The following is a 16,544-nucleotide window of genomic DNA, read 5'->3' as shown; positions in this document are numbered from 1 at the left end:
TTCGGAAAGAATGGCTTCAGGCGCTCCATTTGCGCCTCGGACAGCCAGTAGAGGTTGCTCATCGGTCAGGTCTCCTTGCGAGGCCTGAATCACGCGAACCGCCCGAAATCAATGGGTCTGGAGCCTAGCCAATTCTTGGCCTGCGGAAATGCTTGATCAGGCAGTTGTCTTTGCTGTCGCTGGAGGCTCGGGACCAACTTTTGTCCACGATACGCCAGCGGCTCAGAAGCTTTGGGAGCAGATCAAGCTCTCCGAAGCACTGCCGGATGCCGCGTGCCTCATCACTGGAAAAGTGGGCCCCATCGCACGGCTTCACCCTTCAATCAAGGGTGTCAAGGATGCGCAGTCGTCGGGGGCCTCCCTTGTTTCGTTCAACGAAGACGCATACGAATCTTACGGCCATACACAAGGCGACAACGCCCCCGTCTCCGAAGCCGCCGCCTTCGCCTATACCACCGCGCTGAACCGCTTCCTTGCCGACAAGGCCCACAGGTTGCAGATCGGCGATGCCTCGACGGTGTTCTGGGCGGATGCAGCCGACATGACGCTGAATGCTGAACACCTCACCGAAGCCGAGGCGATCTTCGCCCAGATGTTTGACGGCTCCGGCGCTGATACCTTTGCCGACGACAAGAACGAGACCGCCAAGATAAAGGACAAGCTGGACCAGATCCGCAACGGGCAGAGACTGACGACCATAGCCCCCGATCTGGCCGCAGGGGTGCGCTTCCACGTCCTCGGCCTCGCCCCCAATGCGGCGCGGCTTTCGGTCCGCTTTTACTGGGAGAGCGATTTCGGCACGCTGACCGCCAACTACCAGCGCTATCTCGACGACACCAGGCTGGAGCCCCCGCCCCGCGACGGCTGGCCGCCGCTTTGGCGCTATCTCACCGAACTGGCCGTGCTGGGCAAGCGCGAGAATGTGCCGCCGCTCGTTGCCGGAGAATGGATGCGGGCGATCCTGACGGGCGCGCCCTATCCGCTGACGCTGCTGTCCACCGTGCTGATGCGGCTGCGCGCCGATGGCGAGGTGAACGCCCTGCGCGCTGCGATCCTGAAGTCCGTCCTGATCCGCAATTTCCAGTCGAAGGAGGCCCCCGTGGCGCTCGATCCCGCCAATACCAACAAGGGCTATATCCTCGGGCGGCTGTTCGCCGTCTATGAGGAAGTCCAGCGCGCCGCGCTTGGCGGCAACGTGAACGCCACCATCAAGGACAAGTTCTACGGCTCGGCCTCGGCTACGCCGCAGAAGGTCTACCGCACGTTGGATGCGGGGTCGCAAAACCACTTCTCCAAGCTGCGCAAGCTGTCGCCCGGCCGGGCGGTGAACCTTGAAAAGCTGCTGACCTCGATCACCGACCTGATGGAGCCGGGCAACGATCCCTATCCCGCCTCGCTCGCTGCCACCGAACAGGCCCTGTTCGGGCTGGGCTACTATCATCAGCGCAGCGATTTCTTCCGCAAGCGCGACGAAAAGACCGACACCGACGCGGACGGAGCGGACGAATGACCGCGCAGACCGATCTCTTTGCCTCGCCGCGACCGCAAACCGCCGAAGGAACCTCGCCCATGACCACGCTTTCCCGCCGCCACGACTTCGTGCTGATCTTCGACGTGACGAACGGCAACCCCAACGGCGACCCTGACGCCGGCAACCTGCCGCGGCTCGACCCGGAGACGAACCACGGGCTGGTCAGCGACGTGAGCCTCAAGCGCAAGATCCGCAACTATGTGGAACTGGCGAAGGGCGGTGAGGCCGGCCACCACATCTATGTGCAGGAAGGCGCGATCCTGAACGAGAAGCACCGTCAGGCCTATGTGGCGCTGCGGGCCGACGACAAGTCGAAGAAGGACGCCAAACTGAACCCGAAGGACAACGCCGAAGCCAAGGCGCTGAGCGACTGGATGTGCACCAACTTCTTCGACGTGCGCACCTTCGGCGCGGTGATGTCCACCGGCATCAACTGCGGGCAGGTCAAGGGTCCGGTGCAGATGACCTTCGCCTCCTCGGTCGAGCCGATCCTGCCGGTGGAAATCTCGATCACCCGCATGGCCGCCACCAACGAGGCCGAGCAGAAGAAGCGCACCGAGGGGGCCGAGGAGGGCGACAGCCGCACCGACAACCGCACCATGGGCCGAAAGCACATCGTGCCCTATGGTCTCTATGTCGCCCATGGCTTCATCTCGGCCAAATTCGCCGAACGCACCGGGTTTTCCGAAGCCGACCTCGACCTCTTGTTCGAGGCGCTGACGAACGCCTTCGAGCATGACCGCTCGGCCGCGCGCGGCGAGATGACCACCCGCCGCCTGATCGCCTTCCGCCACCAGAACGCCCTCGGCAACGCCCCGGCTCACACGCTGTTCGACCGGGTCAGGATCGGCCGCAACGTCGATGGCGAGTTCCGTGCGGTGGACGACCGCGGCATCGGCAACCTCGCCCCGGCGCGGAAGTTCTCGGACTACATCGTCGAGATCGACCGTGATGGGCTGCCCGAGGGGGTCGATATCCTCGATCTGGTGTAGCCGATGGACGCCGAGACGGATCCCATCCCCCTCTCGGCGATCCAGCACGCCGTCTACTGCCTGCGGCAGGCGGCGTTGATCCATCTGGAGCGGCTCTGGGCCGAGAACCGCTTCACCGCCGAGGGTGATGTGCTGCACGCCGTTGCCGACAAGGGCGGCAGCCGCAGGGCGCGGGGTGTGCGGCGGGTGATGTCGCTGCCACTGGCTTCGAAACGGCTGAACCTCACCGGGGTGGCCGATCTGGTGGAGTTCCAGCCCGGCCCGGATGGCGAGACCGCGTATCCGGTGGAATACAAGCGCGGCAAGCCCAAGCTGCACCGCGCCGATGAGGCGCAGCTCTGCGCGCAGGCGCTGTGTCTGGAGGAGATGACCGGCCGCCCGGTCCTCGAGGGCGCCCTCTTCTATGCCCAGACCAAACGCCGTGTCACCGTCCCCTTCGACGCCGCCCTGCGCGCCCTGACCGAAGCCGCCGTGACCGATCTGTCGGCCGTCTTCGCCAGCCGCGCAACGCCACCACCCACCCCCCACAAATCCCGCTGTCGCGCCTGTTCGCTGATCGACCTTTGCCGTCCCGAGACCCACGCCCGCCCCGTGCGGCTATGGCGCGACCGGATGCTCGCCAAGGCCTTGGCATGAGGAAGCTCCTGAACACCGTCTATGTCACCACCGAGGGCACCGCCCTGAAGAAGGACGGTGAGAACCTGGTGGCCGAGGTCGAGGGTGCCGAACGCGCCCGGGTGCCCCTCCACATGCTGGCCTCGGTCGTCGCATTTGGGCCTATCCTGCTGACCCCCGCCCTGATCGGTACCTGCGCCGAGCGCGGCATCACCCTGGTGATCCTGGACCGCAACGGTCGCTTCCAGGCCCGGATCGAAGGCCCCGTCACCGGCAACGTCCTCCTGCGCCGGGCGCAATACCGCGCGGCCGAGGGCGGCGAGGACATCGTGCGGTCCATCGTCATCGGCAAGATCGCCAACCAGCGTGCGGTGATCCGCCGCGCGATCCGCGACTACAGCGAGGAGATGGACCCGCAGGCTCGTGCCGCCCTGGAGACTGCCACCGACCGCATGGCGATGATCCTGCGCCGGGTGCAGGCGAAGGATGACAGCGTTGAACTGTTGCGCGGTTCGGAAGGGGAAGCGGCCAATCACTACTTCGCCGTCTTCGACCATCTGATCCGCTCCCCCGACCCCGAGCTGCGCTGGACTGCCCGCTCGCGCCGCCCGCCGCTCGATGCGATGAACGCGCTTCTCTCCTTCCTTTACACGCTCCTGACCCATGACTGCCGATCCGCCTGCGAGGCGGTGGGCCTCGACCCCGCCGTCGGCTTCCTGCACCGCGATCGGCCCGGGCGGCCGTCGCTGGCGCTGGACTTGATGGAGGAACTGCGCGCGCCCTTGGCCGACCGTCTGGCGCTATCGCTGGTCAACCGCCGCCAGCTGCGGGCCGCCGATTTCCGCAGGATGGAGGGCGGCGCGGTGCTGCTGACCGACGACGCCCGCAAGCTGGTTCTGACCGCCTGGCAGGACCGAAAAAAGGAGGAGCGCCTGCATCCCTTCCTGGCAGAGAAAGCGGCTTTCGGCCTGGTGCCCTGGTTGCAGGCCCAGATGTTGGCCCGCCACCTGCGCGGCGATATCGACGCCTATCCGCCCTGGTTCTGGAGTTGAGATGCTGGTCCTCGTCACCTATGATGTGAATACGCTGGAAGAGGGCGGCAAAAAACGCTTGCGCCAAGTCGCCCGCGCCTGCGAGGATTACGGTCAGCGCGTGCAGTTCTCGGTCTTCGAAATCGAGGTCGATCCGGCGCAATGGACGAAGCTGAAGGCCAGGCTGGAGGGCATCATCCTGCCCGCGCACGACAGCCTGCGCTACTACTACCTCGGCGCGAACTGGACCCGCCGAGTGGAGCACGTCGGCGCCAAGCAGGCAACAGATCTAAACGGCCCGCTGATCATCTGAACTTCCCTGCGAACCACAAGCGTGCTGGAGTCCGGGCAGAGGTTCGCAGCCAGCTCGGCTCTTTGAAATCGTAGAGATTTTTTGTTCCAGCAGTTGGCTGAAGTCTTCAGTCTTCGCTCTTCAACCAGTTATCCGCATTTTCAGGGGGATTTACCTATGTTTGCAAGCCGGTTACTTCCCGGCGGTCGCTCCCCATCCGGGAGCGCGGATCGAAACGTTACTCTCAATCGCGCCTATCGCGTCACCATGGTCGCTCCCCATCCGGGAGCGCGGATCGAAACCCGATGCTGCCGGGCGAAGGCGGCCTGCTGCAAAGTCGCTCCCCATCCGGGAGCGCGGATCGAAACGCGTCTGATAGGCGTTCAGCCGCGCGGCGGTTTGGTCGCTCCCCATCCGGGAGCGCGGATCGAAACGTTTACGCGCCTCACTACCTTAAGGGGAGGGCCGAGTCGCTCCCCATCCGGGAGCGCGGATCGAAACGCCCTGTGCGGCATTTGGCGGTGCAACGAGCGGAAAGTCGCTCCCCATCCGGGAGCGCGGATCGAAACATCAGGAGCATGGCGTACTGGCGCGGATGGCTGGGTCGCTCCCCATCCGGGAGCGCGGATCGAAACCCGAAGGCGCTGAGGTGCCCAAGGGGCGCCCGCTGGTCGCTCCCCATCCGGGAGCGCGGATCGAAACCTTCAGGTGGTCTTCCTCGGTGCCGCGGCCCAGCGTCGCTCCCCATCCGGGAGCGCGGATCGAAACCATGGTGATGCGGGCAATCATACAGATGGCCTAGTCGCTCCCCATCCGGGAGCGCGGATCGAAACTTCGATGACGACTTCCGGTGTGCGGCGCTTCTTGAGTCGCTCCCCATCCGGGAGCGCGGATCGAAACACCTCTACGGCCTGATGCCGAACACCAACCAAACCGTCGCTCCCCATCCGGGAGCGCGGATCGAAACGGCCAGAGACCCTTATAGGGCCAGTCCAGAAAAAGTCGCTCCCCATCCGGGAGCGCGGATCGAAACACCGGCGCGCCCTTGTAGCCCGTCGCCCCGGCCTGTCGCTCCCCATCCGGGAGCGCGGATCGAAACATGCTCACCACGCTCACCATCACCCCGGCCCACTGTCGCTCCCCATCCGGGAGCGCGGATCGAAACGGCTCGGGCGCGGCTTTGCGCGGCTTTACAGCCGGTCGCTCCCCATCCGGGAGCGCGGATCGAAACATCGGTCAGAGGAGAGAAAGACCATGAAGATTTCGTCGCTCCCCATCCGGGAGCGCGGATCGAAACGGCTATGGGCCGAGGGCCGGGGGCGACGACTTCGGTCGCTCCCCATCCGGGAGCGCGGATCGAAACCGCCGCCAATCGTCTTGGCCTCACGGCCGAGCAGTCGCTCCCCATCCGGGAGCGCGGATCGAAACGGCGTCTCCAGCGGCCTGAACATCGCGACCAGGTGGTCGCTCCCCATCCGGGAGCGCGGATCGAAACATCGTGTCCAGGCCCTCGTTGCGGCGCCCGGTCGTCGCTCCCCATCCGGGAGCGCGGATCGAAACGACATCATTTGCGCCTTCGTTGTCGGGCTCATTTGCGTCGCTCCCCATCCGGGAGCGCGGATCGAAACAACGCGTTGCCTCGTCCGTCCGACTTGCGGCGTCGTCGCTCCCCATCCGGGAGCGCGGATCGAAACGACCATGTCTTCCACCAGACGATCATGGGCGATACGAGCCGTCGCTCCCCATCCGGGAGCGCGGATCGAAACCGCCTTGGAGGGAGGGGGGAGTCCCTCATCGACTTGTCGCTCCCCATCCGGGAGCGCGGATCGAAACTCCTGCTCCGGGGTCGGGTCAGGGAGCTTGCCGAGTCGCTCCCCATCCGGGAGCGCGGATCGAAACGTCGGTCATCCCCGCCCCTCCGTCTCGATCCCGGCGTCGCTCCCCATCCGGGAGCGCGGATCGAAACCTGCGACGGGGTGGCTCTCGGGAAATCCCAATCACCGTCGCTCCCCATCCGGGAGCGCGGATCGAAACAATATGGCTCTTATGCCGGGATAATCCACAAAGGGTCGCTCCCCATCCGGGAGCGCGGATCGAAACAGCAGGAAATCGACCGCCAGATCGGCGATCTAGTCGTCGCTCCCCATCCGGGAGCGCGGATCGAAACCGCGCCCTGAATCCGGATTACAGCCGCAAGCTGGCGTCGCTCCCCATCCGGGAGCGCGGATCGAAACGACTGGATCGCACCGTGCCGCAAGCGGCTGGAGCGTCGCTCCCCATCCGGGAGCGCGGATCGAAACCACCCCGTATCAGGAAGGACCCTAAGCGGCCTATGTCGCTCCCCATCCGGGAGCGCGGATCGAAACGGTCCGTCGCCGGTCGAGCGGATCGAAGCCATCGAGTCGCTCCCCATCCGGGAGCGCGGATCGAAACGTGACCGCCACCGTCAACGGCACCGACTATCGCGGGTCGCTCCCCATCCGGGAGCGCGGATCGAAACCGTCCCTACGAGGAGCGCACGGTCAGCCGCTGCCTGGTCGCTCCCCATCCGGGAGCGCGGATCGAAACTTCCTGATGCGGGGCTGGGAGGAGCGGGAGTCGACGTCGCTCCCCATCCGGGAGCGCGGATCGAAACGACCAGTGGAACGCCTCGGCGATCCGGCGGATGCGGGTCGCTCCCCATCCGGGAGCGCGGATCGAAACATGATCGGGGCCGATGTCGCCGGTCTGACCCGCGGTCGCTCCCCATCCGGGAGCGCGGATCGAAACACCTATCGGCAGGGCACTGGTCAGATCTTGATCCTGTCGCTCCCCATCCGGGAGCGCGGATCGAAACGACTCCAAGGCTGGCGAATACGTCCAGCTCGCCAGTCGCTCCCCATCCGGGAGCGCGGATCGAAACACCGAGTTCGGCGTCTCGCAGATCTCGGTGGACTGTCGCTCCCCATCCGGGAGCGCGGATCGAAACGATCGAGAAGATCGACGCCACGCGGTCGCAGGTCAGTCGCTCCCCATCCGGGAGCGCGGATCGAAACGCCCATCGCGAGGGCGGCGAGATGGTGCCAGGCTGGGGTCGCTCCCCATCCGGGAGCGCGGATCGAAACCGCCGCATTCGTCGGCTCCGGCGCGCTGCCCGCCAGTCGCTCCCCATCCGGGAGCGCGGATCGAAACGGAGATGGTGCGGATGATCGCCTGGGCGAGGCCCGTCGCTCCCCATCCGGGAGCGCGGATCGAAACGTGCTCGACTACACTATCGCCCGGCGGCAGCGCCGTCGCTCCCCATCCGGGAGCGCGGATCGAAACCTCGGGGACATGGGCGACGTGATTTCCGTGGTTCGTCGCTCCCCATCCGGGAGCGCGGATCGAAACGCGCCTGAGTGCGCAGCTTTGGGTGCGCGGGTGCGTCGCTCCCCATCCGGGAGCGCGGATCGAAACCTCGCCCTGCCGCCGGCCGCGTCCTGGCGCGAGGGTCGCTCCCCATCCGGGAGCGCGGATCGAAACCGGGCGATGCCCCGCCCGAGGACGCCGGGGCAACCGTCGCTCCCCATCCGGGAGCGCGGATCGAAACTGATGGGCAAGATGAAGATCGTTTACCAGACAGAGTCGCTCCCCATCCGGGAGCGCGGATCGAAACGGCTCGGCGCAGCCCTCGAATTTCAACGTCTCGGGGTCGCTCCCCATCCGGGAGCGCGGATCGAAACAGTTGAATCCGAACCGGCATTACCGCAGCCGATCGTCGCTCCCCATCCGGGAGCGCGGATCGAAACCTCAACGAGCAGCTCGAGTTGGTTGACCACGACCCCGTCGCTCCCCATCCGGGAGCGCGGATCGAAACTTCGTCACGCCGATGACGGTTCAGTCGCGTTATAGTCGCTCCCCATCCGGGAGCGCGGATCGAAACGCTCGGATCGACGCCATGCGCTTGATCCGGCCAGGTCGCTCCCCATCCGGGAGCGCGGATCGAAACTCCCACTTCGAGATGTCATCACCGATGACCAGCCGGTCGCTCCCCATCCGGGAGCGCGGATCGAAACCTTGACCCTGCATCGGGGCCGATCCAGGCATCGGCGGTCGCTCCCCATCCGGGAGCGCGGATCGAAACTGATGATCGAGAGCAAGGGCATCCAGCGTCTTGGCGTCGCTCCCCATCCGGGAGCGCGGATCGAAACACTGTCTACAAGCCCGTCGACACGCGCCACTAGCGAGGTCGCTCCCCATCCGGGAGCGCGGATCGAAACTCTATGACGTCACCTCATACGATATCGCCTATCGGTCGCTCCCCATCCGGGAGCGCGGATCGAAACGGATTGCGCTATATCGGCCGCGTCATCGCCGATTGGTCGCTCCCCATCCGGGAGCGCGGATCGAAACTGACGCCGATGCAGGTCTGCGAGCGGCTGATCGGCCGTCGCTCCCCATCCGGGAGCGCGGATCGAAACCTGCGGGACAGCAACGGCAACAAGTGCGGCACGGTGTCGCTCCCCATCCGGGAGCGCGGATCGAAACCGCCAGGTGAACGGGTGCCGGGGGCCTTCGGGGGGTCGCTCCCCATCCGGGAGCGCGGATCGAAACCCGGCGGCCGGGAGATTAGGCCGCACGTCCTCCCTGTCGCTCCCCATCCGGGAGCGCGGATCGAAACGATTGACAAGCGGCCGATGGGCGAGGGCTTCGAGTCGCTCCCCATCCGGGAGCGCGGATCGAAACGACCAACTCAAGTCCTGGGTCACGGCCGACTGGCGTCGCTCCCCATCCGGGAGCGCGGATCGAAACCACAGGCGCGGTGTCGGCCTGCATTGCCTGCATGGCGTCGCTCCCCATCCGGGAGCGCGGATCGAAACCTCGGCGATGGATGCCTCTGGCGGGATCAGGCCCCGGTCGCTCCCCATCCGGGAGCGCGGATCGAAACACCCGACAGGGCAAACTGTGCCAAACCGTAACCTGTCGCTCCCCATCCGGGAGCGCGGATCGAAACCGTATAAGCACCATACGACTTTCCCCAGCCCGTAAGTCGCTCCCCATCCGGGAGCGCGGATCGAAACCCCGTAGGGTGCTTCCGTCCGTCCAAGTCTCCCGTCGCTCCCCATCCGGGAGCGCGGATCGAAACGGCACCTTTGGCACCTTGTCGCAGGCCGCGGCCAGTCGCTCCCCATCCGGGAGCGCGGATCGAAACAGGAAGATAGAGAAAGAGAGAGAGAGGGGCGCAACGCGTCGCTCCCCATCCGGGAGCGCGGATCGAAACCTGCAGAAGGTGAAGCGCCCGGTGCAGGTGATCGCGTCGCTCCCCATCCGGGAGCGCGGATCGAAACGACCAGGCGGCGCAGGAGCTGGCCGTCTCGGGCCGTCGCTCCCCATCCGGGAGCGCGGATCGAAACAACACTGACAAGGAAGGCCAGATCAATCGCTCTGGTCGCTCCCCATCCGGGAGCGCGGATCGAAACTACTCGCCAGGCGGGAGCGCCGCTGATGGGGTTCGGTCGCTCCCCATCCGGGAGCGCGGATCGAAACCGTGAACTTCTTGAAGAGGTAGGCCCACATGGCGGTCGCTCCCCATCCGGGAGCGCGGATCGAAACGCTCGAGGATTGCCCTGATGGTCGGAAAGCCCGCGTCGCTCCCCATCCGGGAGCGCGGATCGAAACCACGCGCTTGGCGACGAGCGCGGGATCGTTGGCGTGTCGCTCCCCATCCGGGAGCGCGGATCGAAACCCGATGGCCTCCTGTGTCATGCCGTCGCGGTATGCGGTCGCTCCCCATCCGGGAGCGCGGATCGAAACCGAAGCGCCGTGATGGACCAGGCGATCCTCTTTGGTCGCTCCCCATCCGGGAGCGCGGATCGAAACACCGCGACCTTTGGCGTCGCGTCCCGGTCCGCCGTCGCTCCCCATCCGGGAGCGCGGATCGAAACGCCGCGAGGACCCCCGCGCAGCGCAATATTGGCACCGTCGCTCCCCATCCGGGAGCGCGGATCGAAACATCCAGCGTGTTACGGCGGCTTTGCGCCGAATTGGTCGCTCCCCATCCGGGAGCGCGGATCGAAACGTCGATCCGGTAGCAGACGAGGCGGCGAACCGCCTGTCGCTCCCCATCCGGCAGCGCGGATCGAAACACCGCGCAGTTGTAGGCGAGGCGCACAGCCTCGTTGTCGCTCCCCATCCGGGAGCGCGGATCGAAACCGACAGCAGCCAGATACCGAACGCACCGGCGGCCGTCGCTCCCCATCCGGGAGCGCGGATCGAAACAGCATTTCCTTGACGCCCGCGCCCTCCAACTCGGGGGTCGCTCCCCATCCGGGAGCGCGGATCGAAACTACGAAGTCTGGGGCGTTGACGGTGAGTTTGAGACGTCGCTCCCCATCCGGGAGCGCGGATCGAAACCGGGCCGCGATGCGGTGGCTGTCGTCAAATCCCAACGGTCGCTCCCCATCCGGGAGCGCGGATCGAAACGCGGCGATGATCGGCATCACGCAAGGTGCCCTTGTCGCTCCCCATCCGGGAGCGCGGATCGAAACATTCAGCGCCTCCACCAGCCTCTCCACGGCGGTCAGGTCGCTCCCCATCCGGGAGCGCGGATCGAAACTACCGCATCCTCACCGGCCAGACGAAATCGCCCGACGTCGCTCCCCATCCGGGAGCGCGGATCGAAACCGGCACTGTCGCGGCGCAGTCGGACGGCTGGCAGTCGCTCCCCATCCGGGAGCGCGGATCGAAACCGAAAAGAAGTTTCCGATCAGCGCGCCAATCAGGTCGCTCCCCATCCGGGAGCGCGGATCGAAACAACGCGTTGCCTCGTCCGTCCGACTTGCGGCGTCGTCGCTCCCCATCCGGGAGCGCGGATCGAAACAGCGCAGCCCTGCCGCAGCCGGTGACGCTGGCCGTCGCTCCCCATCCGGGAGCGCGGATCGAAACGAGCCGCATGTCTTCTGGCGCGAGCTGGGGCCGAGTCGCTCCCCATCCGGGAGCGCGGATCGAAACAGCTTTTGCGCCACAAGGGATGGGTCATAGCGCCGAGTCGCTCCCCATCCGGGAGCGCGGATCGAAACTCGATGTGGCGGTCGGACATATCCTTCATGTCGAGGGTCGCTCCCCATCCGGGAGCGCGGATCGAAACACCGCCCAGAGCCAGAGAAGGCAGTCCGGCGCGGCCGTCGCTCCCCATCCGGGAGCGCGGATCGAAACGCGGCGGATCGGCGGCGGTTTGCGCCGGATCGGGGGGTCGCTCCCCATCCGGGAGCGCGGATCGAAACCGGTCAAAGCGCGCCTTCCGGTCCCGATCCGCCGCGTCGCTCCCCATCCGGGAGCGCGGATCGAAACGCCTTGATGAATTCATCACCACGGGCGCGGGACCGTCGCTCCCCATCCGGGAGCGCGGATCGAAACGGAAATCAGCCGGACGGCCGAGGCGACGGCGGGAACGTCGCTCCCCATCCGGGAGCGCGGATCGAAACGCCTCAATCTGGCTGATTGTCAGCACCGTTGCCCGTCGCTCCCCATCCGGGAGCGCGGATCGAAACACCCTTGAACAGGCGCGGCACTATGTCCTGACCGAGTCGCTCCCCATCCGGGAGCGCGGATCGAAACGAGACAATAGGACAGGACGTAGGATATGCCGGCTTCATCGGGTCGCTCCCCATCCGGGAGCGCGGATCGAAACTGGAACAGGTCCAGCAGGGGCTGAATGGGCGCGTGTCGCTCCCCATCCGGGAGCGCGGATCGAAACGGGAAGGCGCTGAACAGGGCGGCGGTGCGGTGGGCGGTCGCTCCCCATCCGGGAGCGCGGATCGAAACCACACCCGCACCAGGCGGCCGGCCTTCTGGTGGGCGTCGCTCCCCATCCGGGAGCGCGGATCGAAACGCGGCGGCGATCGCCACCTCGCGCTGGCGCGCCTGTCGCTCCCCATCCGGGAGCGCGGATCGAAACTCGCCGCCATGCAGATGCTTGATCAGGGTCTGCAGTCGCTCCCCATCCGGGAGCGCGGATCGAAACAGGCCGCCGCCGGACGGGATGCCCCGCGTCCTGCGTCGCTCCCCATCCGGGAGCGCGGATCGAAACACCAAGGGTGACGTCCTGCTCATGCCTTCGGGCGTCGCTCCCCATCCGGGAGCGCGGATCGAAACCTGCTGGGCGCCGCCCTTTTCTGACCTTCCTTCATGTCGCTCCCCATCCGGGAGCGCGGATCGAAACAAGGACCGGGCCGTCGCCACCCTTCGGCTGATGCGTCGCTCCCCATCCGGGAGCGCGGATCGAAACGTCTGGACCAGATCCAGTGCGCTGCGGCGGGTGCTCGTCGCTCCCCATCCGGGAGCGCGGATCGAAACGATGGTGTCTGATACCCTTGGGGCCGTCGCCAGGTCGCTCCCCATCCGGGAGCGCGGATCGAAACAGCGACAAACATTAGGCGTCTCACCCCCGCCGACGCGTCGCTCCCCATCCGGGAGCGCGGATCGAAACCTTGAAGGCAAGGCCGACCGGCAAGCCCCGCCGTGGGTCGCTCCCCATCCGGGAGCGCGGATCGAAACTGCGACGGCATGGCCGGGCATCTGATCCCCGGCGTCGCTCCCCATCCGGGAGCGCGGATCGAAACGGCTCCAAGGCTGGCGAATACGTCCAGCTCGCCAGTCGCTCCCCATCCGGGAGCGCGGATCGAAACCGCGTGTCTGTGGAGTGGCTGCTATATGGCAAGGGGTCGCTCCCCATCCGGGAGCGCGGATCGAAACGTGGCATCTATGCTGCCCCCGCCTGCGCCCGGCGCGTCGCTCCCCATCCGGGAGCGCGGATCGAAACCACATCGACACCGGCAACGACTTCGGCCCGCAATAGTCGCTCCCCATCCGGGAGCGCGGATCGAAACCGGCACCGAGGCCGGTGCGGGCTTGGCGGCTTGCAGTCGCTCCCCATCCGGGAGCGCGGATCGAAACGATGACGTGGTCGTAGGAAGCCGGGGCCAGATCGGTCGCTCCCCATCCGGGAGCGCGGATCGAAACCTCGTCACTGCACTCGACAACCGCCTCCTTGGTGTCGCTCCCCATCCGGGAGCGCGGATCGAAACGCCGATGCGATGTGCCACGCGGCCATCGCGTCGCGTCGCTCCCCATCCGGGAGCGCGGATCGAAACGCATTGGCGATGTGCCGGTAGTAGGCGATCACAGTCGCTCCCCATCCGGGAGCGCGGATCGAAACAACGGCCCCATGCGCGGCCGCTACGGAATTGGGTCGTCGCTCCCCATCCGGGAGCGCGGATCGAAACATCACCCGCGCGCTGGAGTGCAGCGACCATGTTGTCGCTCCCCATCCGGGAGCGCGGATCGAAACCGCAGATCAACTTGGCTTGTAGCGCCAGCTTGCGGGTCGCTCCCCATCCGGGAGCGCGGATCGAAACCCCTGCATGATGTTCTTGAGGATGTCGGGGGAGACGGTCGCTCCCCATCCGGGAGCGCGGATCGAAACCTGCAAGACGTGGTGACTTCGCAGCCGGTGGTTTTGTCGCTCCCCATCCGGGAGCGCGGATCGAAACAATTGCATACTGGAACAAGGAGTATGCAGACGCCCCGTCGCTCCCCATCCGGGAGCGCGGATCGAAACCACGATCTGCCGTCTATAGGCGGTGCTTCACGAAGTCGCTCCCCATCCGGGAGCGCGGATCGAAACTTCTCCTTGCGGGCCGGGGCAGCGCCATCCTTGCCGTCGCTCCCCATCCGGGAGCGCGGATCGAAACGATGTCCCATGAGCGCATACCGCCTTCGATGATGGTCGCTCCCCATCCGGGAGCGCGGATCGAAACACCACCTCGGCCAGCTGGTTCACCGATGACATGTGGTCGCTCCCCATCCGGGAGCGCGGATCGAAACGATCATCGTCGCCGCCCAAGAGGGGGCGCTTCTCGTCGCTCCCCATCCGGGAGCGCGGATCGAAACATCCCGGAGTTCGGCCGGGGTGCGCATCTGGCAAGCGGTCGCTCCCCATCCGGGAGCGCGGATCGAAACCGGTCAGGTCCGACCATGCCGTGTCCGTGTCAACGGTCGCTCCCCATCCGGGAGCGCGGATCGAAACAACATCTCGGCCTCGTCGTAATGCGGCGACGCCAGGTCGCTCTCCATCCGGGAGCGCGGATCGAAACTTCTTGGGGAACAGGCGATTCCACCGCCTGCTCCGGTCGCTCCCCATCCGGGAGCGCGGATCGAAACAGGATCGTGTTGATGTCGGCTGTCTGCTGCAAGGCGTCGCTCCCCATCCGGGAGCGCGGATCGAAACCCGCACCGCCCATCATCCACCAAGGTCATGAGGGCGTCGCTCCCCATCCGGGAGCGCGGATCGAAACGCCTATGGCGGCACGGTCGAGGCTCCGACCGAGGTGTCGCTCCCCATCCGGGAGCGCGGATCGAAACTCTCCTGACGGTAGACCCCGGCGACCCTCGCCGGTCGCTCCCCATCCGGGAGCGCGGATCGAAACTGTTGGGAGACGGACAAGCGAGCCGTCAGGCATCGTCGCTCCCCATCCGGGAGCGCGGATCGAAACACTATCGCCCGCATCTCGTCGATCTGGTCCTTGCGGTCGCTCCCCATCCGGGAGCGCGGATCGAAACCCTTTCGTGTGGTGTCCCCGCCGACCATCGGCGGGTCGCTCCCCATCCGGGAGCGCGGATCGAAACCGCGACGACGGCGATGCGTTCGGGGCCGCGCCCTGTCGCTCCCCATCCGGGAGCGCGGATCGAAACTGCGATCAGCCGGTCAAGCGCGGCGCGCTGGTCGGTCGCTCCCCATCCGGGAGCGCGGATCGAAACCCCAGCGGCCGTTCCTGTTCGAGGACAGGGGCGGGTCGCTCCCCATCCGGGAGCGCGGATCGAAACGTCCTGTCCACCGGCGCCATCGTCGGTGCCGGGGACGTCGCTCCCCATCCGGGAGCGCGGATCGAAACTCGACAGCGGGTGTGAATTTCGGCGGCACGGATGTCGCTCCCCATCCGGGAGCGCGGATCGAAACCTGTGGGGATCGTCGCCAAGCGATCACGCGGCAGAGTCGCTCCCCATCCGGGAGCGCGGATCGAAACGCTCGCAACTTCGACCACGACCGCATTTCGGATCGTCGCTCCCCATCCGGGAGCGCGGATCGAAACCATCGCCTCGTCAACGGCGCGGCCCCCGAACATCGTCGCTCCCCATCCGGGAGCGCGGATCGAAACCGCTGCAAGCCCTCGATGCGATCAAGGACCCGGAAGTCGCTCCCCATCCGGGAGCGCGGATCGAAACTGCAAGGCCGCCCCGCACAGAACCGGGGTTTAACGTCGCTCCCCATCCGGGAGCGCGGATCGAAACAAGAACCTCTGCAATTGCCTCCGCATGGCCCCGGTCGCTCCCCATCCGGGAGCGCGGATCGAAACACGCTCGCGGAACTGACCTGGGCGGAGGTCCGGGTCGCTCCCCATCCGGGAGCGCGGATCGAAACGGCAAGGGCTGGTCGCGCCGCGTGGCGCAGGTCGGTCGCTCCCCATCCGGGAGCGCGGATCGAAACACTGCCATCTGCTCCTTCAGCCTTGAGCGCGTGAGGTCGCTCCCCATCCGGGAGCGCGGATCGAAACCAGACCAACAAGTATGACCACGTTTACACTATCGTCGCTCCCCATCCGGGAGCGCGGATCGAAACACGCCGACGACGCCAATGTGCCGACCTACATCGTCGCTCCCCATCCGGGAGCGCGGATCGAAACCATAGCGCAGGCCGACGCCAGCCGCGTCTGGCAGGTCGCTCCCCATCCGGGAGCGCGGATCGAAACACCGAAACTGACCAGCCGGTAGCCCTTGCTCAGATGTCGCTCCCCATCCGGGAGCGCGGATCGAAACCAGCCGCTCCACCGCTTGCCGTCGTGCCTGTGCGTCGCTCCCCATCCGGGAGCGCGGATCGAAACGCACCAGTAGACCGGGCGATGCCGTCGGGCGGGCGTCGCTCCCCATCCGGGAGCGCGGATCGAAACCCGAAGCGAGCCGGTCGGATACCAGTAACGGCCAGTCGCTCCCCATCCGGGAGCGCGGATCGAAACTCCGCACCGATGGCGGGATCAGTATCGGCATTACGTCGCTCCCCATCCGGGAGC

General features: G+C 66.5%; 5 protein-coding genes and 1 CRISPR repeat array (1 of these 6 only partly in view). All 5 genes read left to right on the top strand.

The window, feature by feature from the left end; translation table 11 throughout:
* Positions 1–88: 88 nt before the first annotated feature.
* From cas8c to cas2, 5 genes are read left to right on the top strand one after another with little or no spacing between them, the layout of a single operon-like run.
* Positions 89–1,510: a type I-C CRISPR-associated protein Cas8c/Csd1 gene (cas8c, locus tag I7S92_RS16270; protein WP_197646311.1), complete on the top strand. Its 1,422-nt coding sequence runs from the start codon at positions 89–91 to the stop codon at positions 1,508–1,510.
* Positions 1,511–1,569: 59 nt separating this feature from the next.
* Complete coding sequence (cas7c, locus tag I7S92_RS16265) at positions 1,570–2,523, top strand: type I-C CRISPR-associated protein Cas7/Csd2 (protein ID WP_197646304.1); 954 nt, start codon at positions 1,570–1,572, stop codon at positions 2,521–2,523.
* A 3-nt stretch (positions 2,524–2,526) separates the two neighbouring features.
* Entirely contained in the window at positions 2,527–3,159 is a 633-nt protein-coding gene (gene cas4 / locus I7S92_RS16260; RefSeq protein ID WP_197646302.1) for a CRISPR-associated protein Cas4, read from the top strand.
* Positions 3,156–4,190, top strand: a complete 1,035-nt coding sequence (gene cas1c, locus I7S92_RS16255; RefSeq protein WP_197646300.1) for a type I-C CRISPR-associated endonuclease Cas1c — start codon at positions 3,156–3,158, stop codon at positions 4,188–4,190. The genes cas4 and cas1c overlap by 4 nt, the downstream gene beginning before the upstream one ends.
* A gap of 1 nt (position 4,191) precedes the next feature.
* Positions 4,192–4,482, top strand: coding sequence for a CRISPR-associated endonuclease Cas2 (cas2, locus tag I7S92_RS16250; RefSeq protein WP_197646298.1), 291 nt, complete (start codon positions 4,192–4,194; stop codon positions 4,480–4,482).
* 184 nt (positions 4,483–4,666) lie between these two features.
* Positions 4,667–16,544: a CRISPR direct-repeat array (repeat unit 32 nt; unit sequence GTCGCTCCCCATCCGGGAGCGCGGATCGAAAC); it runs 4,561 nt beyond the window's last position.

The sequence above is a fragment of the Tabrizicola soli genome (assembly GCF_015999335.1).
Lineage (GTDB): Bacteria > Pseudomonadota > Alphaproteobacteria > Rhodobacterales > Rhodobacteraceae > Tabrizicola > Tabrizicola soli.
Note: the sequence above shows the minus strand (reverse complement) of the source record. Positions and strands in the feature narration are given on the sequence as shown.

Bases quoted from the DNA above. Each gene is read 5' to 3' on its own strand.
- cas7c (WP_197646304.1), top strand. From the start codon at position 1,570: ATGACCACGCTTTCCCGCCGCCACGACTTCGTGCTGATCTTCGACGTG.
- cas4 (WP_197646302.1), top strand. From the start codon at position 2,527: ATGGACGCCGAGACGGATCCCATCCCCCTCTCGGCGATCCAGCACGCC.
- cas1c (WP_197646300.1), top strand. From the start codon at position 3,156: ATGAGGAAGCTCCTGAACACCGTCTATGTCACCACCGAGGGCACCGCC.
- cas2 (WP_197646298.1), top strand. From the start codon at position 4,192: ATGCTGGTCCTCGTCACCTATGATGTGAATACGCTGGAAGAGGGCGGC.